We start from the raw sequence: 25,991 nt of genomic DNA, 5'->3' as shown, positions 1-25,991 counted from the left end.
GGGTTGGGATTGCGGTTGGTTAATGGGTAACGCCATCCGTCCCCTGTTTCAACTGCTCCTCAATTTTCTTGAGGTTAAACGAGCCCGGGGTCTGGCTCGGGGGATAGTCTTTCATGGTCGTGAGGAAGTCAGCGGCCATTTTCTGCAAGGGGACCAGTACAAAGGCACGGTCGATCAGCCAGTTGTAGTAGCCGTTAGCATTGTGCTGGGCGCGCTCCATTGGGTCGCGGCGCAGATTGAAAATCAGTGGCACACGCAGTTCGGTGAAGGGCTCCATCCATACCCCAAAGGCCTTGCCACGGTTTTCCAGGAAGACCGCTTTCCACGCATCGTAGCGCATGGCGACAATCTGGCCATCGTCGTTGACGTAAATGAACTGCTTGCGCGGCGGCTCCTCGGTTTTGCCGGTGAAGTAGTCCAGCATATTGGTACCGTCGATATAGTTGCGGTACTTGCGGCCGTTCAGGTTCACGCCTTTCAGCAGTTGATCCTTGATCTTCGTATTACCGGCCGCTGCGGCGAATGTCGGCAACCAGTCCTCGTGGCCGACGATGCCGTTCAGGGTTACGCCCGCGGGAAACTTGCCAGGCCAGCGCACAAAGGCCGGTACCCGATAGGCTCCTTCCCAGTTGGAGTTTTTCTCACTGCGGAAGATGGTAGTACCCGCATCCGGCCAGGTATTGAAGTGGGGGCCGTTGTCGGTGGAGTAGAACACGATGGTGTTGTCTGCGATCTTCAGTTCATCCAAAAGATCCAGCAGTTTTCCCACATGCTGGTCGTGCTCCACCATGCCATCGGCATACATATTGCTTTGCGGGCCGGCCAGGTTTTTGTGCGCTTCCTTCACATAAGTGGGGAAGTGCATGCGAGTGGCATTCCACCACACAAAGAAGGGCTTGCCGGCATTGGCCTGTTGTTTGATAAAGTCCATGGCCGCAGCGAGGGTTTCCTCATCCACGGTTTCCATCCGCTTCATGGTGAGCGGGCCAGTATCTTCAATCTTGCCATCGGCGGAGGCCTTGATTACACCGCGGGGCCCAAATTTTTTGCGAAACTCCGGCATCTTCGGATAGTCGCGGTTCTCTGGTTCCTGCTCCGCATTCAAATGGTAGAGGTTGCCAAAGAACACATCGAAACCGTGGTTGGTGGGCAGGTGTTCATCCCGGTCACCGAAATGGTTTTTGCCAAACTGGCCGGTGGCGTAGCCCAGGCTCTTCATCACCGTGGCGACGGTGACATCGGTTTCCTGCCAGCCTTCTTTGGCGCCGGGGAGCCCGACCTTGGTCATGCCGGTGCGAATGGGCACATTGCCGCCGACAAAGGCGGCGCGTCCTGCGGTACACGATTGCTGACCGTAGTAATCCGTGAATGACAGGCCTTCTTTGGCAATGCGGTCAATATTCGGGGTTTTGTAGCCCATCATGCCGCGACTGTTGTGGCTGATATTCCACACGCCGATATCATCGCCCCAGATCACCAGGATATTGGGTTTTTCCTGGGCCTGGGCGGCGGTGTGGCACACCGACAGCAGGGCGGCGGCGGTGATGGACAGCGGCACCTTGAGTAGTTGCCGTAAACTGAGTGTCTTCATGGACGTACTCCTGTGGCTTGAGTTCATTGAGAATCCGGTTGGTGGTGAGCCGGTAAGGTCATTGCTTGTCTGAGGGGAACACAACTTTCCAGTCACTTTTCATGTCGACCAGGGTCCAGCCTTTTTTGCCGGCGTCATCGAGCGCCTTGTTCAGCTTGCCGATGGGGGAGTTGCGGTCATAGGCCCACTCGCGTTCGGCATCCGTGTGGTGCACGATCATGCCGAAGCGCGGGCCGTCACCGGCGGTGGCCCACTCCAGCATCTGGTAGTCGCCGTCGGAATTGCCGGCGACAAATATTGGCTTGCGCCCGATGATCTGGTGAATGCCCACTGGCTTGCCCTCCTTGTCATCGATCAGGTAGATATCCGGGAGCTTTACCAGAACCGGTTTACCATCGCGCACTTCGTAGCGGGCCTTGAGGCTGCTGCCGACCACCTGCTCTGGGGGAATGCCGTAAACTTCCTCGGAAAAAACCCGCACAAAATCAATGCCGCCGCCGGATACAATGAAGGTTTTAAATCCGTTCGCACGCAGGTAGTCCAGTAATTCCAGCATGGGCTGGAATACCAGGGTGGTGTAGGGCTGTTTCTTGGTGGGATGTTTCGCAGTTTTCAGCCAGCGCTTGACGCTCTTGTTGAATTCCTCGGTGGTGATGTTGCCGTGGGTTGCGGCAACGATTTCCAGAAGGCCTTTTTCACCGCCCGCCAGGGCACCTTTCATATCCCCCTTGAGAATCGAGGCGAACGGCTCCTGGGTTTTCCATTCCGGATGCTTTGGCGCAAGCTCCTTTACCCGGTCGATGGCGTAAAACAGCTGGAAATAGGCGGGCTGCTCCGACCAGAGGGTGCCGTCGTTGTCGATGGTTGCGATCCGCTCGTTGGGGGGTACGAAGTCCGGGGAACCCTTCTTGGTGACCTTATCGACAAAGTCGACAATGGCCTGCTTGGTGGGGCCATCCTGCCAGGAGGGCAACGGGTCGGCGTGGGCGCTGGTGCTGATTAGAGCCGTGCTGAGCAGTAGCAGCAGGCCAGCGCAGACCAGTCGGGGAAAAACATTCACAAAACGCATAGAACTTCCCAAAGTACGGCAGTGAAGTGCACGGGCGAAACAGTGCTTTTTAAACCTTAGCTCGCCTTATTCATCCCAGCGGTTGGGGCGTGATATTTTTTTTTCATAAGCAGCGGGGTTGGGGAATGACTTGTCGGTTTTTTCGATTATGCCGCCGCTTTGGCCTGCTCAGGACGGGTTCATTGGGGGGAGTGCCTGCCGGTCCTTGCGCGAGCGACGCCTCGCCGCGAAGGCGTCCGTGGCCAGCTCCAGCCGTTGCCATAACGGCGCGGTGCTGGCGGACGCGGGGGTGTTGCCATACTGGGCGCGGCCCAGGGCCAGCAGGGCGGACGGAATCTCGGAGCGGATGTAGTCGGTGTCGTTGTGCAGGGAGGTGGCAGCGGCCAGAGCAGCCGAGTAGTTGCGCTGTTTGATGGCAGACTGTAGTTGCCGCACCTGTGCGGTGCCATCCGCCTGTTGCCGTTTGATGAGGCGCTTTCGAATGCGCGTGATGAAGGGCGGCAGGTAGCGCCACGCAAGCCACCCCAGGCCACCCACTAGTGCCAGTGTGATTAGCCAGGCCTCCGGCGAGCGCGGGCGTGTGATGGGGGCGCCTTTTACGCGTACGTCTATGGCGTCCAGCGTGCTGGTTTGAATGCTGCCGTCGTCGAGGTCGTACCATCGCAAGGTGATGCCCGGTAGCGTGCCCCGTGTCGGTGATTCCGCCACGTAGGTGACTTTCTCCACCCGGGTGCCCCTGTTGCCATTACCTGTGCCGCCATCTTCAGCGCTGGGGGTGTCTGCATAGGCGGCGAGGCCACTGGGGGTGGTGGTGCCCAGCATTTGCGGCAGGAACATGACTGTGGAGCCTTCAATGGTGGCAATGACCGTGCGGCTGAAGCTGTCGCCGGGTTGCAGGCTTTGCGGGTCGCCCTCGATTCGTTGTTCCAGGGTCAATTGACGGGCGGCAATATAAGGCTTCAGGGTTTCTGCGCCCTTCGGCGCCGACGCCGTCAGTACCTCGGCGTTGAGCGGGACTTGTGCGATAAGGTCACCATTGCCATCCGGGTTGCGGTAGTGGACCTCCAGGGTAGTGGGCGGGAGCTGAAACGTGCCCGGGGTCAGTGGCACCAGCTGATACTCGCGAATAACCCCGGACCAGGTGGCACCATTGATGGTTTGGCTGGTGGACACCGTGGATTTTTCGGGCAATGTGACCGAGAGATTGGGGCGGTCGAGGGAGGGCAACGCCAGTGGCTGGGTGAGCCAGGTGGGCACCAGTACGGTAATCTGCAGGGTGACCGCCTGCCCGGGCACGATGTCTGATTGCGACAGCTTCGTTTGCACCATGGGCTTGTTCGAAGGCTCTGGTGGAGGGTTGGCGGTGGCTGTCTGGGCGCTGACGGTTACTGCGCGTGTGAAGATGAATGAGAGGATGACTGTCAACAGTAGCCAGACCATGCCGTCGATTGCCAAACGCCCGTGCCGGGGTAACACGGTCATGGTACGTCTCCCCCGGCCTGGCCGGCAGCCACCTCGGCGGCAAACCGCTGTTTCATGAATTCGCCGGTGCTGGTGTCCAGTGTCGACATCCACTGCTCGGGGTTTACCGGTGCTTCATTCCCCGGTGTTTGCGGCGACTGGACTTCCTTCTGTTGCTGTTTGTCGTAGCTGTCGTCATCACTGTCTGTCTGTTGTTCTTTTTCATCCTCATCACCGCGGGATTTTTGTATGTAGGCGAGAATTTCCTGCGCGAGCTGCAAGTTTTTCTGTGCGCCGGGAAAGGTCGCATCCATGCGCAACACCTGCTTAAAGCCGGCGATCGCATCCTGGTACTGGCCGCTTTTTACCTGAGCCATCGCGCGTGTAAATACGGCTTCCGGGCGGGTGAGTGTGGCCAGTGTATTGGCGGCATCTTGGTAATGACCCGCCTGGTACTGGGCATAACCGCGCCGATAGGGATCGACGAAGGCGTTGGCGGCGCGGGCATATTCCTTGCGCCCCATCCGCCACTGACCCAGCTGGTCGGGAGTAAACAGCCGGGACAGAAAGGCGTTCTCTGGCGGTATGTCTTTATCGGCCACCGCCGACGTGGGCGACTGCGCGCGGGCCCGGGGGTGGGAGAAATCTGCCGCGATACTGCCGGCGAGCAGCATCAACACGACCGTACTGGCTCGATGTGCAGTGCGCGACTGGGTGCGCGACTGGGCGTGCGCGTGGCCGGATTGCTGCAGCGCCCAGCCGCGGCGGAACCATAGCAATGCCAGTAACGCAGCCGGCCACGCCAGCCACCAGCCGCGATCGTTCCACTGCAGGTTTTTATCCCGCGCCAGCGTCTGTTTGAAACTACGGTCAAAGTAGCGCACGAAGCCGTCGATATCGCGGCGGTCTGGGGTGACGCGGGAGACCTTTGCTGCGCTCACTTGCCCTGCACCGGGAATACGCGCGTTGCCCGGGAGCAGGATCAGCAAGCCCAGCCCATTGTTACGGTCGCGCTGATTGAAGGCATCGAGCTCACGGGATTCAATGCCGTCGGTAAGGAACAGAATACCGCCGGGCATCTGTGCGCTTTTCAGCACCTGTTCTGCCAGTTCAAGCGCGCCGGCGGCGTTGTTGCCTTCCCTTGGCATGACGTCGGCGGCCAACCCCTCGACGTACGGCCGCAACAGGTTCTGGTCCTCCGTGAGCGGCACCACCCGGTGGGCCGTGCCCGCATAGGCGATCAGGGCAGTGGGGGCGCCGTCGCGGCGCTCCAGCAGGTCGTAGACTTTTTGTTTGGCGCGCTCCAGACGGCTGGGCGCGACGTCTTTTTCCGTCATGCTTTGATTGACCTGCATCACCACCACCAGCGGTGCAGTGCGGGCCATCAAAGGATCGGGCAGCCGCGTCCACGCCGGGCCTGCGGTGGCGAGGGCCAGTAACGTCAGGAGAAGTGCGAGGCTGTCGATGGGAAGAAAAACGGGCCAGTGTCGTTTGTGACGTTCTCCCACGCTGAGCGCGCGTGCCAGGTGCGGGGCGATATGCGCGAACCGGGTGTGCAGCGCCTTGTCGCCCGGGCGGCGCAACCACCACCAGACAATGAGTATCAGCGGGAGGAACAGCAGCCACAGGGGACGCAGGAAATGGAAGGCGCTAACGAACGCGGAGAGTTCGCCGCTGAGTGTGTTCACGGGGTAGCCCCCGGTGGCCAGTGCCGGCGGCTCAACAGGTGCAGGCCCAACCCAAGCAGTGACACCAGTAGCGCCGCGCCCAGTGGCCAGTAGGCAAGGCTGCGATGCGGGCGGTAGGTTTCGCTGTCGATTTTCTTCGGCACCAGCGCGTCTATCTGCTGGTAGACACGGGTCAATGCCTGCTGGTCATTGGCGAAATAAAATTCGCCGCCGGTGCGCTGGGCAATGGCGGTGAGCGTTTCCTGATCCAGTCTATTCTCTGATTCTCCCTGTGGGTCACCGACACCGATGGTGAGTATTTTCACCTGACGTTGCGCGGCGATGGCGGCGGCATTCACCGGGCTCATCCGGCTCGCGGTATCGCTGCCATCGCTTAACAAAATCAGCAGCCGCTGCGTCACCTCGCTGCTTTCAAACTGGCGAATGGCCAGGCCGATGGCATCGCCGAGGGCGGTATGTGGGCCGGCCATGCCGACTTCTGTCTGCTGCAGCAGCTCGAGTACCGTGTCGAGGTCGGTGGTGAGTGGTGCCTGTACGAATGCCCGAGAGCCAAACACAATCAGCGCCACCCGTTCGCCCTCGCGCTCTTTGAGAAATTCTGCCAGTACTTGTTTGACACCCGCGAGGCGCTGTTGGCGCGCGCCATTTACCGCGACAAAATCTTCTTGCTCCATGGAGCCGGAAATATCCACCGCGAGAATCAGGTCTCGCGCAGGCTTCTGCAGCGTCACCGCCGCACCTTCCAGCTCCGGGCGCGCCAGTGCAGTGACCAGGAGCAACCAGGTGAGCGCGCCGAATACCAGCTGCCACAGACGGCGGCCACGCACGATGGCACCGGCGCTGGGGGTTAACCCCAGGCGCTCGCTGATACGCTGGAAGAAAGGCACGCGAATTGCCGGTACGCGCTCGCGGTGGGGCGGTGCCAGCCACCACACCAGCAATGGCAGGGGCAGGAGCAACCAGGCCCAGGGCGCGGCAAAGCTGACACCGGCGAACAGGCTGCTCACGGCGATGCCTCGGGATTGGGCGATGCCTTGGTATTGGGCGATGCCTTGGGATGATTTACCGGTGTGTGTGCCAACAAAATTTCACGGCGGTGATGGCGAATCCAGTCTTGCGCCGCCTGTGTGAGCGCGGGGTTTGACGGGCAGCTGCGGTAGGCGCCGCGCAGCAGGGATTCACCGATGTCGTTGCGGAAGGCATCGCCCGGATACTGCCGGTTCAGGAACGCCAGCCAGCGCTCGCCGGTGAGTCCGGCCACCTGCGCGCGGGGGTAGGCCACGAGCGCGGTGCGGCGCAGCAGGGCAGCAATGTCCCCCGGGTTGTCGCCAGCGTGGCGCAATGCCTTGAGGGCCGCCCGCCGGTAGGCATTGGCGCGGTAATGGCGGTAGGTCCGCCATGCCACGTACAGACATAGTAACAGCACCGCACCCAGTAACAGCTGGGCCAGCGGTGTCTGCGGCCACAGGGAAACGCTTTCTGGCACCGGTGGCGGTGCCAGCTGCGCGATCAGATCCGGTAGTGTGGTCTCCGTGGGTGGTGGCGTGTCACCCTGCATAGCGTGCCGCCTCCTTCGTCGGAGTGGTCATGCCCAACAGCCGACGCAACTGCGGCAGCGTTTCTTCACCCGCCGACAGCGGTGCCAGCGGAACACCGTAGCGGCGATGCCAGCGCTGGATCGCCTCGTGGCGTTCGCGATTGAACCGCTCCAGTGCGTCGTGGATTTCGCGGTTGCCCGTATCCAGTGTGGCCTGCTGATAGCCATCGGAAATGGCGCTGACAAAATCTGTCGGCGTGACTTCACCGGTGGGGTCGGTTACCGGTACCAGAATCACATCGTTGTGGCGCGCAAGGCCGGCGAGCAGGCGATCGGATGCGGGGCCAACCACGTCGAAGTCGCTGATCAGCAGCACCAGATGATCGCGGCGGGCGATATGGGCCACCGCCTGTAACACCGTATCCAGCGACGTTGGGGGGATGGGCGGCGTGTCGGCGTGCAGGGCGTTATTGGCGCGTGCAATTTCGCTGACAAAACGGGTCAGTGCCCGGCGATTGCGCTTGGGGCGCTGGGTGTAGAGTCCGTCGTCGCGTATCACAACGCCGCCGACGCGATCATCTTGATTGAGCACCGCGAAAGCGGCGAGGGTGGCGGCCTCGGCGGCGGTAACTGACTTCATTGCGTAGCGGGTGCCGAAGAACATCGACATACGCTGGTCCACTACAATCAGCGTCGGCCGATCGCGCTCTTCGCTGTACACGCGCACATGGGGCTCGCCAGTGCGCGCGGTGACTTTCCAATCGATGGCCCGTACATCGTCTGATGGCCAGTATTCTCGCAGCTCTTCAAAGTTCAGCCCGCGCCCGCGCAGGTGCGACCCATGGCGACCGGCCAGCACACTGCGGGCGGGCTGTCGCGGCAGTAAATTCAGGGTTTCCGCTGGGCCCTCCAGCGCCTGCAGGTGGGCGAGGTCCACGTGAATCCGTGGGTCGTTAGCGGTCGCCGGCGCGGTGACTTCGTTGACACCTGCACGGCTGCGGTTACGACGGCGTATGAAGGGTTTGAACATAGCGATGGCGGTCAGGGCAGGGCGACGTTTTCAAGCAACTGATCAATCACCTGGTTGGCGGTGATGCCCTCACCCTGTGCCTCGAAACTCAGCCCCAGGCGGTGGCGCAGGCAGTCGTGAATAATCGCGTGAATATCCTGCGGGTCCACATAATCCCGTCCTTCAAGCCAGGCATTGGTACGCCCGGCTTTATCCAAGGCAATGGAGCCGCGCGGGCTGGCGCCGATCTCAATCCAGCGGGCCAGCTCTGGAGAAAAATTGTCGGGGTGACGGCTCGCGGCAACCAGGTCGGCCATATAGCGGGCCATGGCGGCAGAGACATGGATGTCGGCGATTTCCCGGCGCGCGTCGAAGATCGCCTGTTGCGGAATCACCTCTGCCGCCGGCGCGGGTGTTGCAGTCTGCGCTGCGTTGCCATCGAGACTGCCACTGCCATCGTCACTGCTTTGAGCCGCGGCAATCTCCTCACTGCGTACTAGTTCGATCACCCGTACCTCGTCCTGCACCGGTGGGTAGGTAATGAGCACGTGCATCAGGAAGCGGTCCATCTGCGCTTCCGGCAGGGGATAGGTGCCCTCCTGTTCGATAGGGTTCTGGGTGGCCATCACCATAAACAGTGGCGGCATTTTGTGGGTGTTGCCGGCCACGGTGACTTGGCGCTCTTCCATGGCCTCCAGCAATGCGGATTGCACTTTGGCCGGGGCGCGGTTGATTTCGTCGGCGAGGACGATGTTGGCGAAGATCGGGCCCGGGTGAAACCGGAACTCGGATTTCCCCCCGTCGCGGTAAAGCATATCGGTGCCGGTAACATCCGCCGGCAGCAGGTCCGGGGTGAACTGGATGCGGCTGAAATCTGCCTCCAGGTTTTTTGCCAGCGCCTTGATGGCGCGGGTTTTGGCAAGACCGGGCAGGCCTTCCACCAGCAGGTTGCCGTTGGCCAGCAGGCCGATAATCAGGCGCCGGATAACCTCCCGCTGGCCGACAATGGTACGGCCCATACCGTCTTCCAGCGCTGCAATTTGTTCCCTTGCGGTCATGGCGTTTCCTTCCTTGGCCATGGTTATTCGTCCGGCCATCGATCGTCGCCCGGCCATCGATACTTCTGTTCTCATTAACGCTAGCAGATCGCAAGCTGAGGAAGAGGGCGCAAGTCGCTATACTCGATGCGAATAAAGAATAAGATCTGGAGTCTCGATGCGTCGGCCAATACTCTTTCTGCTGCTGACACTGCTGGTCAGTGCCTGTGACAAAGAAGCGGGCTCGGGTGAAACGGAGGGTGGCCGCAGTGCGCGTTCTGCCCCTGTGGCGACCACAGTGCCGGATGCCGCACCAGTGTCGTCTGCGTCTATGCCCACGCAAGCGGGCGGCAAGACCGGGCAGCAGCCTCAGGCGGATGCGCACCCGGATTACGTGGGCGCGGCACAATGTGCCAGTTGTCACCAGCAGGCCTTCGAAGACTGGCAGAAATCCCATCACGACCTGGCCATGAAAACCCCGAACGCAGAAACCGTGGTGGGGAATTTCGACAACTCAACCTTCGACTACTTCGGTACCGAGTCCACGTTCTACCAGCGCGATGACAAATATTTTGTGCGCACCGACGGACCGGACGGGAAACTACACGACTACCCCATTGCCTACACCTTCGGTGTCTACCCGCTGCAGCAATACCTGATCGAGTTCCCCGGTGGCCGGTTGCAGGCGCTGAGTGTTTCCTGGGATTCCCGTCCGAAAGAGGAGGGAGGACAGCGCTGGTTCCATTTGTACCCGGATGAGGAAATCAAACCGGATGATCCGCTGCACTGGACCGGTATCAACCAGAACTGGAATTTCCAGTGCGCGGACTGCCACTCCACCAATCTGCATAAAAACTACGATCCGGCATCGCAGACCTTTTCTACGGAATGGTCCGAGATTAATGTGGGGTGTGAGTCCTGCCATGGGCCGGGCCGCAAGCATCTGGAGTGGGCCGCTCAATCGGAACAGCAACGGGCATCCGATGCCAGCCGGGGCTTTGATATTGGTTTCGACGGCCGCCGCCAGGGGCGCTGGGCTATGGATGCGGCGACCGGTATCGCCCACCTGCAGAACGATGTGCCAACCCAGCAGGAAATTCCGGTGTGTGCCCAGTGCCATTCCCGGCGCGGCACCCAGCACCCCGGTGTACGGCCTGCGGACGATTACCTGGATTTCTTTCATCCGGCGCTGTTGAGCGATGGGCTATACCACGCCGACGGCCAGATCAACGATGAGGTCTACGTGTGGGGTTCATTCCTGCAGAGCAAGATGCACAGCGCTGGTGTGACCTGCAGTAATTGCCACAACCCGCACAGCCTGGAATTGCGCGCCCCGGGAAACGATGTGTGCGCCCAGTGCCACCTGCCCACCAAGTTCGATACCGCGGAACATCACTTTCACCCTGCGGGCAGTGAAGGCGCCCAGTGCGTGAGCTGCCATATGCCGGACAAGGTGTATATGCAGGTGGATGCGCGCCGGGACCACAGTTTCCGCGTGCCGCGCCCGGACCTGTCGGAAAAAATTGGCTCCCCCAATGCCTGTATCGGCTGCCATACCGACCAGACCAACGCCTGGGCTGCGGAAGTATTGGAGAAAAAATTCGGCCTGCCGGACTCCCATTATGGGGAGACACTATACGCAGCCCGTACCGGCGCTGCAGATGCGGAGAGCCAGTTGCTGAAACTGGTGATGGACGAGCAGCAGCCGGAGATCGTCCGCGCAACTGCGGTGTCCATGTTGCCCCGTTATCTGTCGCAGACCAGTGCGCAGGTACTGCAGGTCATCGCCCAGGGAGACGATGCGCTCCTACACCTGGGCCTGGCGCAGTCACTGGATCAGGTGCCGCAGCAAGTGCGCCCGGCGCTGGCCATTCCGCTGTTGTACGAAGATGAGCGGGTCACCGCGTCCCTCGCCGCCAGCGCCATGGCGGGCGCGCCGCTCGGACAGTATCCGCAAGAAGTGCGCAAGCGTTATGAATCGGCATTGGCGGATTATGTGGCCACGGCGGAATTCAACAGCGATCGCCCGGAAAGTCTCGTCAACCTGGCCTCGCTGCGGGGCCGTGAAGGGAATCTTGTGGAGGCGGAGCGTTTGTTGAAAGAGGCGGTTGCGCTTGCCCCGTATTTTACCCCCGGGGTTATCAACCTGGCGGACCTGTACCGAGCCAGTGGTCGCGAGGCGGATAGTGAAGCGCTGTTACGCGATGCATTACGCGGTGCGCTCGACAAGGCGCCCATCCAGCATACATTGGGGCTTGGTCTGGTGCGGCAGAAGAGAATGGCAGAAGCGCTTGTGATGTTGCAGGCGGCCGCCCACAGTGAATCTGCTACGGCCCGGTATATCTATGTGTACGCCATTGCACTCAATTCACAGGGCGAACCGGCGCAGGCGATCGCGGAGCTGGAGCGGGGGCTGGCGCGTTTCCCGGGGGACCGGCAGATTCTCTCGGCGCTGGTGTCGATCCACCACGAGCAAGGCAACGAGGCGGCGGCACAACGCTACCAGCAGCAGTTGCAATAGTTGATCATGCCAACAAAAAAGCGCGGCCAATGGGCCGCGCTTTTTTGTTGTAATCAGTGTGGGTAAGCGGGCCTAGCGGCTTTCGTTGACCTGCATGGCTGCTTCAATGGCCTTGTTGATATTCAGCGAAGCGGCCTTCTGGCGGGGTGGAAACTCTTTAAAGGTTTCCAGGTGTTCATTCAGGATCTGAATAGCCGGCTGCATGACCCAGCTTTTGCGCATAATCTGGTGAAACCCGGTGACGCCATCGTAGTGCTCCATGGGGTCCTTGCGCAGGTTGAACAGCTTGGGCATGGTGTGGGTAATCATATCCTCGTAATAGCGGCCACCGGGCTTGGTGGCAAAATGCATTTTCCAGGGTCCTACACGCAGCGCGGTCAACTGGGATTCGTAATAATAAAAGATCTTGTTGCGGGCGGATTTTTCGGTTTTTCCCATCCAGTAGTCGAGGTTATTTTCCCCGTCGATATACACCTTGTCCGACTTCTTGAGCGTTTCCCGCAGGTTCGATTCACCCAGTGCGGCGGCAATGGTGGGAAATACGTCTTCGTGGGAGGAGATGCCGTTGCGCTTTAGGCCCGCGGGAATCTTTCCGGGCCAGCGCACCAGGAAGGGTACGCGCACGCCGCCTTCCCAGGTTGTCATTTTCTCGCCGCGGAATTTGGTGGTGCCTGCGTCCGGCCAGCTGCTTTGCTCCGGGCCGTTGTCGGTGGTGTAGATAACGATGGTATTTTCGGCAATGCCGAGCTCATCCAGCTTGTCCAGCAGTTGGCCAACATGGCCATCGTGTTCGATCAGGCCGCTGCCGAACACGTCGTCTTCCGAACTGAGCATGGTGGCCAGGTGACGGCTTTCCGGCTTCAGGTGGGTATAGACGTGCATGCGACTGGTGGCGTGCCAGATAAAGAACGGCTTGCCCGCCTTTTTTGCCCGCTCCATAAAGTCCAGGCTGCGTTTGAGAATATCCTCGTCAAAGGTTTCCATGCGCTCGCGGGTTAGGGGGCCGGTATCGGATATTTTGCCGTCGGCGTAGGATTCAATGACACCGCGTGGGCCAAATTTTTTCTTGAACTCCGGGTCCTTCGGATAATCCTCCTGCTCCGGTTCCTCCGATACATTCAGGTGGTAGAGGTTGCCATAGAATTCATCAAACCCGTGTCGGGTGGGCAGGTGTTCGTCCAGATCCCCCAGGTGGTTTTTACCGTATTGCGCAGTCATGTAGCCCTGCTTCTTCAGAAACTCTGCCAGGGTTGGGTCCGCCTCTTTGATGCCCAGTGGATTGCCGGGTTGCCCCACCGTGGTCAGGCCCGTGCGCACCGGCAGCTGCCCCATCAGGAAGGCGGCGCGGCCTGCGGTGCAACTGGGCTGCGCGTAGTGATCGGTAAAAAGCACGCCCTCGTTGGCGATCCGATCGATATTGGGGGTGGGATAGGTCATACCGTGGGAATAGGCACTCAGCGAAATCTGTGCCACATCATCCACCATAATGGCGAGGATATTGGGCTTTTCAGCGGCCTGTGCACCGATGGATGTGGCCAGCCCGATGAGCAGGCACGCGGCGGAGGCAAACAACGGTATCGCTTTCAAGGGGACTCCTTATACCGGCATAAAGTTTCCCGGAAAGCTTAGTTGGGTGTTTACCAGGCTGGGGCTAATCCGGTGCCAATAGATAAGCCCTCTGGTAGCTGCGAGCAGCTAGACTCTGTGGTAAAGCTTTACTTGCACACGTCTTCCGCTCACTGGGCACTATGCAGCGTACTGCGTAGCGTGTGATCCGACCTGTGAGCGATAGCGCGGATGACGAGCAAACGGCAGGTTCCTGAATGTCATGACACCCACATCTAAACCTGCACTCCTGGTACTCTGCCTGAGTGTGCTGGTGGCGCTACTTGCGGGGTGCGGAAATTCCAACGACAGTGATATGCCCGCAAAACAAAGACCAGTCACCGTTAGCCTGGAGCCACCCTCGGATTCCCCACTCGCGGAGGGTATTCGCGGGGTGGCGGCCGGCAAGTCCGATGAGTTGTCTGGCTTCCATCTGCTGGATGATGGCCTGTCGGCGTTTGTTGCGCGGGCGGTGCTTATTGAGGAAGCGACGGTTTCGCTCGATCTCAAATATTACATTTATGAAGACGATAATGTCGGGCACTTGCTCACCAGTCTGCTGTTGAGGGCCGCGGATCGCGGCGTGCGCGTACGCCTGCTGGTGGATGATCTGGGGACGCGCGTGGTCAACCCCTGGATACTTGCACTGGATCGACACCCGAATATGCAGATCCGGGTGTTTAATCCGGTGGGCGGGCGCAGTGGCTTCCGGCGTGCGCTGGAGCAGGCGGCCAACTTCGGGCGTATCAACCATCGCATGCACAACAAACTATTGCTGGCTGACGGGCTGGCAATGATCACCGGCGGCCGCAATATTGCCGACGGGTATTTTTCCCGCTCATCGGTGGAGTTTCTGGATGTCGATGTGCTGGCTGTTGGTGAAGCGCTACCGCAGGCCCGCAAGGTATTCGACGAGTACTGGAACCACCTGGTATCGGTTCAGGTAACCGAGCTGTTGTTGGACGAGGACGATACACACACACTGGACGAACTGCGCAAACGCACCCGGAAATTGCTGGCGGATGAACAGGACAGCGAATTTGCGCGCGCGTTGAAACAATCGAAAATGGCAGCGGCACTCGCCGATGGCGACATTCCGTTCCAGTGGGGAAAGGCCAGGTTATTGGCGGACCCGCCGGAGAAGGCACTGGGCAAGGACGATATCCCGCGCGATGAATATCCCGGGGTTCAGCTGGAGAAAATTCTCCACGGCGCCACGGAGCGGCTGAAGATTACTGCAGCCTATTTCATCCCCGGAGTGATCGGCACCGAGCTTTTTACTGGGCTGGAAAAGCAGGGGGTCAAGGTGGGTATCCTGACCAACTCCCTGAGCAGTAATGACGTGGCTATTGTTCACGGGGCTTATGCGCGCTATCGCAAACGGTTACTGGCAGCGGGTGTTGACCTGTGGGAGTTGCGCACGCAAGCCGGTGAGGAGCGGCGCAAGCAATGGTTTCACGGGGAGTCCAAGGCGACGCTGCACGCCAAAACCTTTGTGATTGACCACAATCTCGGATTTGTAGGGTCGATCAATCTCGATGGCCGATCTTTGTTGCAAAACACGGAGATTGGATTGCTGATGGACAATGCCGAAATCAACCAGCAGTTAAATTCGCTATTCACCGAATGGGTTGCGCCAGATTCTGCCTGGTCGGTACAGCTGCTGGACTCGGGCAATCTGGCGTGGCGCGCAGAAGACAAAGACGGCGACACCCTGATTAAACACCGAGAGCCGGAGACCCACTGGTGGCAACGCACCCTTGCCTGGTTGCTGGGGTGGTTGCCGGTCGAGTCCCAGATCTAGCAGCCTGCCAGCGTCGCTGGTGAAAAGTCTCCAGCTAAAACGAGAACTGCACGGAGCCGCCAACGAAGTGGATGGCGGAGTCCTCGTAAGTGCCCTGTAGTCGGGGACTGAACGGGGGGCGCCCCTGCTGATCGATATCAATGTCACCCAGATACATGTAGTTGTATCCCACATCCAGGTTTACCCCGGGGCACAGTTCCTTGCCCGCGCCGAAGCCCACCGTCACATTTTCATTGGTGATGGTATCGGCGGTAATCTCAGAGGTATTGGCCATGCTGGATTCTGCAGAAAGCCCGGTGGACAGGCGCCAGCCATTTAACATCCCCTGCTGAAACTCGTGGCGTATACCAACGGCAAAGCCCGCAGTGTCGCGGTAACCACGGTCGACTCGCAGTGAGGTCTGCATGGGATTGTCGAGCGACAGGGTGACGCCAGCATATTCCGACCAGTCCTGCCAGTTGAGATTCACGTAGAGCGTGGTGGTGTCCGTCAGCGCCTGCTGCAGGCTCGCGGTAACGGTCTGGGGTGCGCGAATGTCGAGTTCTGTGCGGGTGCCATCCAGGTTTTCGGCAATCGCGTTCAGGGGCGGCGTGAAATTCCGGAGCTTCAGGTGATCCTTGAATTCGAAATCCACTTTGGAGGTGTAACTGAGACCAAAGGTGGTGCCTGATTTGGGGCGGTAGATGATACCGAGGTTGCCGCCATACCCCATGTCCAGGTCCTTGAGGCGCAGAAACGCGTCGTCATCCACCAGCCCGGCGCGGGGGGCCGACTGGAAACTGAAGTAGCCGGCCATTGCGTTCAGGCCGACGCCAATGGACAGGCAATCGTTGGCGCGCCAGCTGAGTGATGGAATCAGGCTCATGCCGAGCAGGTCGACGTTCTGCACAAACCGGCGGCCCTGCCAGTCGTCATGATAATCCAGCCCCAGGCCGAAGTTGCCGGCCATGGCAAAGCCCCAGCCGATGTTGTCGGTGATTTTCCCCGCAGCAAACGCGCCGGCACCGGGGAGCCACTCGAGGGGGTTGCCGCCATCATTGCCCGGGACATTGCTCAGTCCACCTTCGCTGAACTCCAGGTCGCCATAAAGCGCCTGGGCTGCTGCGCGTACCTGGGTCTCGTCTCGCCATACCGTCCCTGCCGGGTTGGTGAAGGCGGTGGAGGCATCTTCCGGCATGGCCGCCCAGCCGGCACTGGCGGTACCCAGTGTCGGGGTGCCGATCTGCCACAACATGATGCCCCCGGCGTGGGCAGCGGGCGCAGAGAGAGCGGCAACGAGCAATGGCAAAACTTTCGATGCGGCGCGGTTGTAAGGCATGACCAGTTCCCTCTGGATGGTAGGCGGGCACAAATTCGGTGTTCGGAATCACTCAGTGACTATTTCGGAAACAGCATGATCCAGGTCAGCCGGAAGCCCCAGTCCTGGGCGCCGGTTGCCGGACTTTCCGCGTAGTAGCGTGGGCCGGCCTGGACCTGATACTTTTGCTTGCCCACCTGAAACAGCTTGGACACCAGAAAGTGCACCGGCACGTTCCACTGCTCGGTTTCCCAGTTGTAAGTGGATTCAGTGTTTATGGCGAAGGTCCAGGCGGTGGGTGTGTTGTACGCTACAAACGGCTGCAGAAATGTATTGTTGACATCCGCGCGGTTGTCACTGCCCGCGAAAGACCAGATGTGGTTGGCCAGCGCGCCAATGGTCCAGGGGCCTGCCTGCTTCAGCACTACGCCGGTAGGGCCGGCGCCCCATTTTTCTGTACCCAGAAGCGGCTCCGTCGCGGTGGGTAGCAGGAAGACGGGGCCGACACCCCAGGTCACCCCACCAGCGGTGGGTTCCTTGGGGGAAAAGAAGGCGCTTTGTACCGTGTCGCCGAGCCCGGTCTGGTCGCCGCTACCGGGGAAAATTGCCTCCTGGCTCATAACGGGCAGGATGGTGCGGCTGATAAGATTCCAGTCATCGCTAATGGAAATGGGAATTACCGGCTGAATATTCAGGGTAAAGCGGCGTCCACCCTCTATCGGACCCACGCGGTTATCCCAGTTGCCCTGAAAAGGCACACTGATCAGGTCCGAAACCGGGTTACTGAGTTTCTTGGCCAGGTCCTGATCGGCAAGGGCCGGAACGCTGGCCGCTAGTAGGGCAACCAGTAGAGCAAAACAGCGCAACATCTTTTTCACCCGTGCAGTGACTTCTTGAAACGATTTTCCTCAGTCTAGAAGCCGTTGGTGAAAATTGTGGCGTTACGTCGTGGGGCTCAACTGTTTTGAAGAAACAGCGGCCAGCAGAGTGCCGGGGCGGTGTTCGAAGTCCCCGCCCCGGCGAAAGGCGGGGTTTACTTGGCGGCAATGGCCAGGGATACGGTGCCCGGGCCCAGATTAATACCCCCGGACAGACTCATGACCGAGCGATACACGCGTACCTTGTGTTCGGTGGCTGTTTTTTCAAACGCTTTGAATCCTGGGACTTTGTCCAGATCTTTGAGCGGGCCCGCAAAACTGACCACCACCGCGGGCATCAACAGTTCTCCGGCCACCATCTTTTCTTCTGCCAGTTGGAACAGGCGGCGGGTGCAGCCGTCGAAGGTTTTCACCGTGTCGGCAACATCCGACCCCTGGTGGGTCATGGAGACGATCGGGTGCAGGTTCAGTGAGCGCGCCATAAAGGCTTTCAGCCAGCTCACGCTTTTTTCATTCTTTTGCCTGCCGCGCTCACGCAGGTAGTACACGTCCTTGATTGCTGCGTAGCCCACCGTTTTGCGCCCGAATTCTTCGGTGCGGGACTTGATCTGTGCGCCGTTGAGCCCTTTCTGAATCAGTGCAAGGGTATAGAGTGCCAGCAATCCCTGACCGGAAAACACCGTGTGGGAGTCGACCGCGGTAATCTGGGCCTTGTCGCCAGATAACTTCTCTGCGACGTTCACGGCGTTATTGTAGGTTGGACTGTTGGCACCATTGATGGTCTGTACCACGATGTCCTCGTGACCCTGGCTCACCAACTTGGCGAGAATGCCTTCAATCTCCGTTTCACCGGCCGGGCCGGTTTTCACCGGGCGGGATCGATCCAGCAGGTTCAGGGTATAGAAGTGGCTCATCTGCGCGGGGTTGCGCTGATCACCGAATTCGTCTTTACCCATGCTCACGCGGTGGGGCAGAACCGGGATCTTATATTTGCGCAGAAACTCATCGGGGAGATCGCAGCCGGAATCGACGACCAATTGAACCATGGGAGTACCTCTTATTGTCTGGTTCACTGCCGGAGGCATGAGGCGTCAAATGTAGCACTTTGCCGCTCGTTCGACAGCTCGCGGCGACGATTTTGCAGTGTGTTTTGTGACCGATCGGTACTGCCCTTGCTGCGGGCAACTGTTGTTACGTTTGGTGAGGGGGTGTTCGAAAGGACGGGGACAGTGGTGGTCTGCAGAGACAGGCATGCTGCACTGCAGACCACCGCGAAAGGCGGTCCAGGGTCGGATCAACCGCGCATTTCTTCCAGTTCCATGCCCTTGGTCTCGTGCACCATGTACAGCACAAAGGCGACGGACAGCAGTGCAAACAGGGTGTAGATGCCGTAGGCACCGGCGAGGCCGATACCGGTGAGCATGATCGGGAAGGTCATGGTAATGCCGAAGTTCGCCACCCACTGCGCCAGGCCGGAAACCGCCAGCCCGGAACCGCGAATCTGGTTGGGGAACATCTCACCAAGCATGGTCCACATGGCCGGGCCCCAGGAGCCGTTGAAAAAGAACACGTAGGCGTTGGCGGCGATCAGTGCCAGCAGGCCCATGCTTTGGGACAGCTGCAGGTTGCCGTTGGCATCCAGGTTCGAGTTGGCGAAGGCAAAGGCCACCAGGCCGAGGGTCGCGGCCATACCGATGGAACCGACCAATAGCAGCGGTTTACGCCCGATCTTGTCGATCAGGGTCATGGTGATCAGGCAGGCGGCGATACTGACACCACCGGAGATGATATTGATCATCAGGGCGTCGGACTCGGAGAAGCCCACGGCCTGCCAGAGAACTGCACCGTAGTAGAACACCACGTTGATGCCGACCAGTTGCTGGAAAGTGGCGAGGCCAATACCCACCCATACAATCTTGCGTACCTTGCCCACGCGGGAGCCTGCGGCTTCCAGCAGGTCCGCCATGCGCGGGCGGTGATCGCCGGCCACGGAGTTGCGGATGCTTTCCAGTTTACCGGCCACCGCCGCTTCGCCGTACAGTTTGCGCAGTACCTCGGTGGCGCGGGAAGTCTGCTTGGACAGTACCAGGTAACGGGGGCTTTCCGGGATCAGCAGCAAGGCGAGGAAAAACAGGGCGGCGGGCGCAATTTCAATCCAGAACATCCAGCGCCAGGCGTTGTAGCCCATCCACCATTCATTGACCGCGGAACCTGCGGTATTCGCCAGCCAGTAATTGCTGACAAACGCGGCGAAAAGACCCGAAATGATAGCGATCTGGTTGATAGTGGTCAGTCGCCCTCGAATCGCCGCCGGGGCAATTTCACTGATATAGGCCGGCGACATGACGCTGGCCGCGCCCACGGCAAGCCCGCCAAGCACGCGGTAGAACACGAACTCCGGGGAGCTGGCAGCGATGCCGGAGCCCCAGGCGCTGACCATAAACAGCACCGCCGAGATCAGCAGCAAGGTCTTGCGCCCCCACAGGTCTGCCAGGCGACCGGCAAAGAAAGCACCGAATGCGCAGCCCAGCAGCATGGACGCGACGTTGAAACCGGTTCCCGCCGTATTGGAGTTGAACGCCTGCTGCAGGCCGGTCACGGTGCCGTTGATCACACCGCTGTCGAAACCGAACAGGAAGCCACCGAGGGTGGCAACACCGCAGATCAGGACAATGTAAGACAAAGGTGGCGCATCCTGATGACCTTGTATGGCCTCCAGGTCACTTTGAATCGAGTTCTCATACGCTTGCATGGTTACTTCCTGCTTTTATTCGTGTGATTGTTATTGTGCTGGCGCGATTACCTGCTGCTCGCAAATCGCGGCCTTCCCGGATTGTGCCCCTGAGGCGGGCAGAAAGCGTCCTACTTTGAGTAAAAAGCACAAAGTTGGACACGCGCATGGGCTCTCAGGTGTCCCAGTTTGGCCGAAGCGCCGGCCAAACTGGGACTTGGGACTCGGGAACTGGTGTTGCGCGGCCAGTTAGCGCAGTGAGAAGGCGCTCTCCAGGCCGGACTCCGCATCTGGTGCAATCCATACCCGGAATTCCCCTGGCTCCACCACCGGCTGCATGTCGGCGTTGTGGAACGCCAGCTGCTCAGGAGTCAGTGTGAATTGCACCCGCTGGGACTCGCCGGGGTTGAGTGTGATGCGCTCAAACCCTTTTAGCTCCCGCACCGGTCGCGACACGCTGCCCACCAGGTCACGCACGTACAGCTGGGCGGTTTCGGTGGCGGTGGTCTTGCCGGTGTTGGTAATGGTGGCAGATATCGTGAGCTGACCGTTGGCATCCAGAGTGGGACCGGAGAGTTCCAGATCACGGTATTCAAACTCGCTATAGGTCAGGCCATAGCCGAAGGGGAACAGCGGCTTGTGTCCGTAATCCAGCAGATTGGACGAGTTGCCCGGCTGGTGCTGGAACACCTCGCGGCCGATCTTTTCGATGCGGGTGTAGTTGTCTTCGGTCGCCGGCCTGCCGGTGGCCAGGTGGTTGTAGTAGATGGGAATCTGCCCTGCGCCCACCGGCCAGGTCAGAGGCAGGCGGCCGGACGGCGAGGATTCACCGTAGAGCACATCGGCCAGCGCCGGACCCGCCATGGTGCCGGGGTGCCAGGCCATCATCACCGCATCTGCCTGCTCGAGGGTTTCGTCGAGCTGCAGCGGCCGGCCGGCCAGCAGCACCATGGCGAGTGGCTTGCCGGTTTTCGCCAGCTCAGCCACCAGTTCGGCCTGGGCGCCGGGCAGGCGGATATCCCCGCGGCTGTGGCCCTCGCCGGAGAGGATCGCTTCCTCACCACCCACAAACAGCACCACGTCGGCTTTCTTCGCGGCCTTGATGGCGGCCTTGAAGCCACGGGTGCTGGTGTCACGGCTGTAATCCAGGCCGGCGGCGTAGAGGATTTCGCCTCCATCGCCCACCATGTCCCGCAAGGCGGGCAACAGGGTGCGGGAGTGTTGCTTGTCGCCGTTGTAGATCCAGGTGCCGAGCTGTTCGTGCGGTGCCTCCGCCAGCGGGCCGATCACGGCAACGGTCTGGCCTTTTTTCAGGGGCAGTAGCTGCTTGTCGTTCTTCAGCAGTACAAAGGTTTCTTTGGCGGCTTCTTTTGCCGCGTTCAGGAACTGGCCGTTGCGGATAATCTGCTCGCGCTCAGCTTTGGATTGGGCGCGGGGGTAGGGGTGGCTCCATAGGTCGAGACGCAGTTTGACCCGCAGGATATTGGCCACGGCGGTGTCCAGCTGAGCCTCTGAGAACTTGCCCTCGTCCATCAGCTGCGGCAGGAATTGCTCGTAGGTATCGGTGTGCATCTCCATATCGATGCCGGCATTGGCGGCGAGGGTCGCCGCGTGTTTGCCGTCGCGGGCGAAACCGTGGGGCACCATCTCCATCACCGCGTTCCAGTCGCTCACCACAAAACCGTCGAAACCCCATTCGTCACGCAGGATTTGCTTGAACAGGAAGGGGCTACCGGTGCCGGGTACATCGTTCAGGGTGCTGTAAGTGCTCATGATGCTCTGCATGCCCGCATCGATACCGGCCTTGAATGGTGGCAGGTAGATGTCCCGCAGCAGGCGCTCGGGAATATACGCGCTGTTGTAATCCCGGCCACCTTCTGCGGCGCCGTAGCCGGCAAAGTGCTTGCCGCAGGCAGCAAGGCTGGTGGGGTCACCGAGGTTGTCGGTCTGGAAACCCTCTACCATGGCCACACCCAGTACCGAGGTGAGTAGCGGGTCTTCCCCCAACGTTTCTGCAATACGGCCCCAGCGGGGATCACGGCTGATATCGATCATCGGCGCAAAGGTCCAGCGGATGCCGTCGGCACTGGCTTCCTGCGCGGCGATACGCGCGCCGTTTTTGATCAGTTCCGGATTCCAGCTGGCGGCCTGGCCGAGGGGAATCGGGAAGATGGTTTCATAGCCGTGGATCACGTCCTGGCCGAACAGCAGCGGGATGCCCAGCGGGCTTTCCTCGACCGCGAGGCGCTGCAGCTCTGCGAATGCATGTTTGTCCACGGAGCTGAAGTTAACGTTCAAAAAACCACCGACACGACCTTCGCGCACGGCCTGCTTGATGGCCTTCATATCAGAGGCGCCGAAGGTGCCCCAGTCGCGCAGGGCCAGCTGACCGATTTTTTCCTGAGTGGACATCTGCGCGAGCAGGCTCTGGATTTGTGACTCGATGGATTCCTGTTGCTGCTGTTGGGGTGTCTCGACGGCAATGGTTTGGTTGGCAGCCTGCAGGGGGAGGGTTGCGGCGAGGGATAGAAGCCCGGCCATAACGCCGACATAAAGGGGGTGCTTTTTCATGGTGCTCACTCTGATATTTCTTGTCTCTTGGACGTCTCTCAGATACTGCTTTGCGGGCATCTGTTCGCTTGCACGCCTTGGTGCCTGTGGCAGGCGCGGGGAAAAAGGCCCCCATCTCATCGAGAGGGGGCGAGGGAGACAAGCGAAGATGACGATCGCTTTTGGATTTAATCCGGCAACAATTTAGAAGTTGTAGTTGCCGCGAATGCCGTAGAAGCGGGGCATGGAAATCGGACCCTTGATTACATGGTCACCACCGCCAGCCCAGTAGGTTTCTTTCTGGTCGGTGAGGTTGTAAACAAAGGCTTCCACATTCCACTTATTGTCCGGTGCTTCCAGCTTGAGGGTGCTGTTCACACTGTGGAATGCCGGGCGCACGTCGCTAAAGGCGTCTGGTGTTTCGGTGACAAAGGCGTCGTAGTGTTTATCCACGTTCTGGAAGGTGTGGTACGACTTGTCCCGCCAGAAATAGCTCAGGTGAGGAACGATGGCAAAGCCGTTGTTGAAGCGGAAGGTGTGGGTGTAGTTCAGCTTGGCGCTGAGCTTCGGTGACGCGGCCAGTTCGTTGCCTTTCAGGTTGACCTTCATGGCATCGTTTTCTGGATTGGTCGCGGCACCGTGATCCACTTCGAACAGGTCGGTAGCGGCGAAATCCCAGTGATAGATAAAGTCGCTGGTAATTTCGGTGTCGAGCCAGGTGACGTAACCGTCGAAGCGACCGTTTTCGATCGGCGCCCAGTCAAACTCTACTTCCAGGCCTTGAATAATGGCGGTGCCGATATTGTCGGTCTGGAACACGACCTGGGTTTCGGTGGTGATTTCACCGGTCAGTTCACCGGTTTCGTCCGCGCGCTCTTCCACGTAGTAGGGGAAGATACCCTTGGCGGAGGCCGCCTGCATATCTTCGTAGTCACTGTAAAAGAGGGTCGCCATCACGTTCAGGCTGCCATCCAGGTAAGTGCCCTTGGTGCCCAGCTCGTAAGTGGTGACCACTTCCGGGTCGTAGGTGTTGCGGTGGCGCTCTTTGATGATGCGATCGCCGTTGGCGTCGAGGAGATATTCCGCTGTGGCGGGATCCTGCTCGAACTGCACAAACACGTCGCCAATACCGCCGGACTTGAAGCCGTTGGCCACATAGCCGAACACCATCAGGTCGTCGTTCACGATGTAGTCCAGGCCCACACGGTAGTTGGTGAAGTCCCAGCTGCCTTTAGTCTGGTTGTCGCTGATCTCGGTGTAGATGGCGGGGTCGTCAAAGTAATCCGTGGGCAGCTGATTGAACGCATCGCGATCCCACGCGGGGAAGCAGCGCTCGCCGGTCTGCGGATTAATGGTGTCACCGTTACAGGTCATGTTGTGGCCACCCACATCCTGCTTGGTGTCTTCGGTGTGGCGCAGGCCCAGGGTCAGGTTCAGCTGGTCGGTGACTGCGTAGGTTCCCTGGGTAAAGAAGGCCTGGGACTTGAGTGTGCGGTTGGGCTGGTTCCAGTAATCCGCATTGTTGCCGCTGTTGATCCAGCCACCCTGCATATTGTTGTTTTCTTCAAAGTAGAAAGCACCGGCAATCCATTGCAGTGGGCCGGAGCCGGTCGACTGTAGCTGCAGCTCGTGGGACTGGGAAACAAAGGTGGCATCGCGGAAGAAGATGGACATATCCCAGCCAGTGATACCGCGGTCCTGGTCGGAATGCTGTGAGCGCACTTGCTCTGCCCAACCGGCGTTGTAGACCAGGGCAATTTCGTCCGACAGGTCCCAGCTCAGGTTGGAACGCACCGAGTCGATACTGAGATCGAGGAAGCCGGGCACGCTGACGTTGACGGTGTAGTCGTCGGCACCGGGGCCGTAAACACTCTCACAGCCCAGCAGGCCGGTAACCGGGGTGGCAGAGATGTTGCCGTCGGCATCGACATAGTTGCCGTCCCAGTCCTTTTTGATCCGCTTGTCTGCCATGTCGCAGTTCAGGGTATCGGCACCGCCGGCGCTGTTGTCCTGGAATTGCTCGTACGCCAGCATCCACGACAGGGATTCGGTGGGCTCCCACAGGGCGCTCACGCGGAACGCGTACTGGTCAGAATTGTTGTAGAAATCGGCTGGATCGGCTTTGACCAGTTCCTGTACCTCGCCACTGCCCCAGCGCTCGCGCTGGCGTAGGCTGCGGTCTTCATCGGCGCCGGTGTAGACCGGTGCATTCTGGATTTCTTCCGGCAGGTAGCGCACGTCCCACTGGTTGGGGTCGTAGTAACCGTCGAGGTAGGAGTCGCGGGTTTCCTGCATAAAGGACGCGCGCAGGGCGAAGGTTTCGCTCACCGGGATGTTGAGCATGCCGCGGGTTTGCTGGTGATTCCAGCGGCCCGCTTCAATACCAAGGGACGCATCGAATTCGTTGAAGTCCGGGCGCTTGGAGATGATGTTGACGTTACCCACGGTGGAGTTACGTCCGAACAGGGTGCCCTGGGGGCCGCGCATGGCTTCCACCCGCTCCACGTCGAACATCAGCGCCATGGCGCCCTGCGGACGAGGTGAGTAAATGCCGTCCAGGTGTAGGCCCACAGACGGGTCACCCAGTTCGGTAATGTTGGTGGAGCGTACACCGCGCATGGCAACCACGGGCGCGGTCTGCGAGGAGTCCATGGAGATTTCCATGTTTGGCACCATCTGTGCCATGTCCTTGATGTTGGTCAGGCCCTCGCGGTCCAGCTTCTCCTGGCTGAACGCGGTAATGGAAATCGGGGTTTCCATCAGATTGGTTTCGCGCTTGGTGGCGGTAACGGTGACCTCTTCGAGTGCAGTGGTCGCGTACGCGCTTTGTGTTTCTTCCTGCGCGTCCTGTTGTGCGTAGGCCCAGCCGGAGTTCACCAGCGCAATGGAGAGCGCCAGTGGCGTGTGCAGTCTCTTCATCGGTATTCCTCTCATGTTTATTGTTTTGGGTCGCCATGTGAGCGACGGAGGAAATTTGCCAAATGCCGGCAGAGCCGGCGTCCGAATGCGGTTACTCGAACGCAAAAACCGGATTTTTTTGGCGTTCGACTATCCTAAGCGCAGTCGAACCTCGAGTAAACGTTTGAAAATCAATGGTTTAGCAGTTGTGTTTGGCAGAAGAGGCGGGCTGGCTATGCGTCGAGAATCGTTCCAAAAGTCGGTTGGAAGTCAGTCATAAAAAGGGCCGCGGGAGTGGTTCCGGCGGCCCAAGGC

17 protein-coding genes are annotated in these 25,991 nt (G+C 59.8%); 2 read left to right on the top strand and 15 right to left on the bottom strand.

From position 1 onward, the window contains the following. Nucleotides 1-19: 19 nt before the first annotated feature. From JF535_RS14535 to JF535_RS14500, 8 genes are all read right to left on the bottom strand, one after another. The gene (locus JF535_RS14535) at nucleotides 20-1,591 is read right to left on the bottom strand and encodes an arylsulfatase (protein ID WP_207003322.1); all 1,572 of its coding nucleotides are present in this window, start codon (nucleotides 1,589-1,591) and stop codon (nucleotides 20-22) included. Between the two features lie 58 nt (nucleotides 1,592-1,649). Further along, a complete protein-coding gene (locus tag JF535_RS14530; RefSeq protein WP_207003321.1) occupies nucleotides 1,650-2,660 on the bottom strand; it encodes an HAD family hydrolase in 1,011 nt (336 codons plus the stop codon). Nucleotides 2,661-2,828: 168 nt separating this feature from the next. Then, nucleotides 2,829-4,142, bottom strand: coding sequence for a BatD family protein (locus JF535_RS14525; protein WP_207003319.1), 1,314 nt, complete (start codon nucleotides 4,140-4,142; stop codon nucleotides 2,829-2,831). Next, a complete protein-coding gene (locus tag JF535_RS14520; RefSeq protein WP_207003317.1) occupies nucleotides 4,139-5,809 on the bottom strand; it encodes a VWA domain-containing protein in 1,671 nt (556 codons plus the stop codon). Before JF535_RS14520 ends, JF535_RS14525 begins: the two co-directional genes overlap by 4 nt. Further along, nucleotides 5,806-6,816 carry a VWA domain-containing protein gene (locus JF535_RS14515; RefSeq protein ID WP_340674186.1) on the bottom strand — a complete coding sequence of 337 codons (1,011 nt, stop codon included), beginning with the start codon at nucleotides 6,814-6,816 and terminating at the stop codon, nucleotides 5,806-5,808. The genes JF535_RS14520 and JF535_RS14515 overlap by 4 nt, the downstream gene beginning before the upstream one ends. Continuing rightward, nucleotides 6,813-7,367: a DUF4381 domain-containing protein gene (locus JF535_RS14510; protein ID WP_207003315.1), complete on the bottom strand. Its 555-nt coding sequence runs from the start codon at nucleotides 7,365-7,367 to the stop codon at nucleotides 6,813-6,815. Before JF535_RS14510 ends, JF535_RS14515 begins: the two co-directional genes overlap by 4 nt. Further along, the gene (locus JF535_RS14505; RefSeq protein ID WP_207003313.1) at nucleotides 7,357-8,376 is read right to left on the bottom strand and encodes a DUF58 domain-containing protein; all 1,020 of its coding nucleotides are present in this window, start codon (nucleotides 8,374-8,376) and stop codon (nucleotides 7,357-7,359) included. Before JF535_RS14505 ends, JF535_RS14510 begins: the two co-directional genes overlap by 11 nt. Nucleotides 8,377-8,387: 11 nt before the next feature. After that, a complete protein-coding gene (locus tag JF535_RS14500; RefSeq protein ID WP_422880012.1) occupies nucleotides 8,388-9,434 on the bottom strand; it encodes an AAA family ATPase in 1,047 nt (348 codons plus the stop codon). Between the two features lie 136 nt (nucleotides 9,435-9,570). On the opposite strand from JF535_RS14500, the gene JF535_RS14495 reads away from it, so the two are divergent. Next, a complete protein-coding gene (locus JF535_RS14495) occupies nucleotides 9,571-11,913 on the top strand; it encodes a multiheme c-type cytochrome (RefSeq protein WP_207003311.1) in 2,343 nt (780 codons plus the stop codon). A gap of 72 nt (nucleotides 11,914-11,985) precedes the next feature. On the opposite strand, the gene JF535_RS14490 is transcribed toward JF535_RS14495, so the two are convergent. Then, complete coding sequence (locus tag JF535_RS14490) at nucleotides 11,986-13,500, bottom strand: arylsulfatase (protein ID WP_242523853.1); 1,515 nt, start codon at nucleotides 13,498-13,500, stop codon at nucleotides 11,986-11,988. A gap of 241 nt (nucleotides 13,501-13,741) precedes the next feature. On the opposite strand from JF535_RS14490, the gene JF535_RS14485 reads away from it, so the two are divergent. Then, nucleotides 13,742-15,322 carry a phospholipase D family protein gene (locus tag JF535_RS14485; RefSeq protein WP_242523852.1) on the top strand — a complete coding sequence of 527 codons (1,581 nt, stop codon included), beginning with the start codon at nucleotides 13,742-13,744 and terminating at the stop codon, nucleotides 15,320-15,322. Nucleotides 15,323-15,356: 34 nt separating this feature from the next. Here JF535_RS14485 and JF535_RS14480 read toward each other — a convergent pair whose 3' ends face one another. From JF535_RS14480 to JF535_RS14455, 6 genes are all read right to left on the bottom strand, one after another. Then, complete coding sequence (locus JF535_RS14480; protein WP_207003309.1) at nucleotides 15,357-16,640, bottom strand: OmpP1/FadL family transporter; 1,284 nt, start codon at nucleotides 16,638-16,640, stop codon at nucleotides 15,357-15,359. A 59-nt stretch (nucleotides 16,641-16,699) separates the two neighbouring features. Continuing rightward, entirely contained in the window at nucleotides 16,700-17,488 is a 789-nt protein-coding gene (locus JF535_RS14475) for a transporter (RefSeq protein WP_207003307.1), read from the bottom strand. Between the two features lie 164 nt (nucleotides 17,489-17,652). Beyond that, complete coding sequence (locus JF535_RS14470) at nucleotides 17,653-18,543, bottom strand: DegV family protein (RefSeq protein ID WP_207003305.1); 891 nt, start codon at nucleotides 18,541-18,543, stop codon at nucleotides 17,653-17,655. A gap of 248 nt (nucleotides 18,544-18,791) precedes the next feature. Continuing rightward, nucleotides 18,792-20,249 (bottom strand): sugar porter family MFS transporter, encoded by a 1,458-nt coding sequence (locus JF535_RS14465; protein ID WP_207003303.1) that lies wholly within the window; start codon nucleotides 20,247-20,249, stop codon nucleotides 18,792-18,794. A gap of 228 nt (nucleotides 20,250-20,477) precedes the next feature. Continuing rightward, a complete protein-coding gene (locus JF535_RS14460; protein ID WP_242523851.1) occupies nucleotides 20,478-22,799 on the bottom strand; it encodes a glycoside hydrolase family 3 N-terminal domain-containing protein in 2,322 nt (773 codons plus the stop codon). A gap of 183 nt (nucleotides 22,800-22,982) precedes the next feature. Continuing rightward, nucleotides 22,983-25,697 (bottom strand): TonB-dependent receptor, encoded by a 2,715-nt coding sequence (locus tag JF535_RS14455; protein WP_242523850.1) that lies wholly within the window; start codon nucleotides 25,695-25,697, stop codon nucleotides 22,983-22,985. Nucleotides 25,698-25,991 lie beyond the last annotated feature (294 nt).

It is taken from the genome of Microbulbifer salipaludis (genome assembly GCF_017303155.1).
Lineage (GTDB): Bacteria > Pseudomonadota > Gammaproteobacteria > Pseudomonadales > Cellvibrionaceae > Microbulbifer > Microbulbifer salipaludis.
This window is presented reverse-complemented; position numbering and strand designations above follow the sequence as displayed.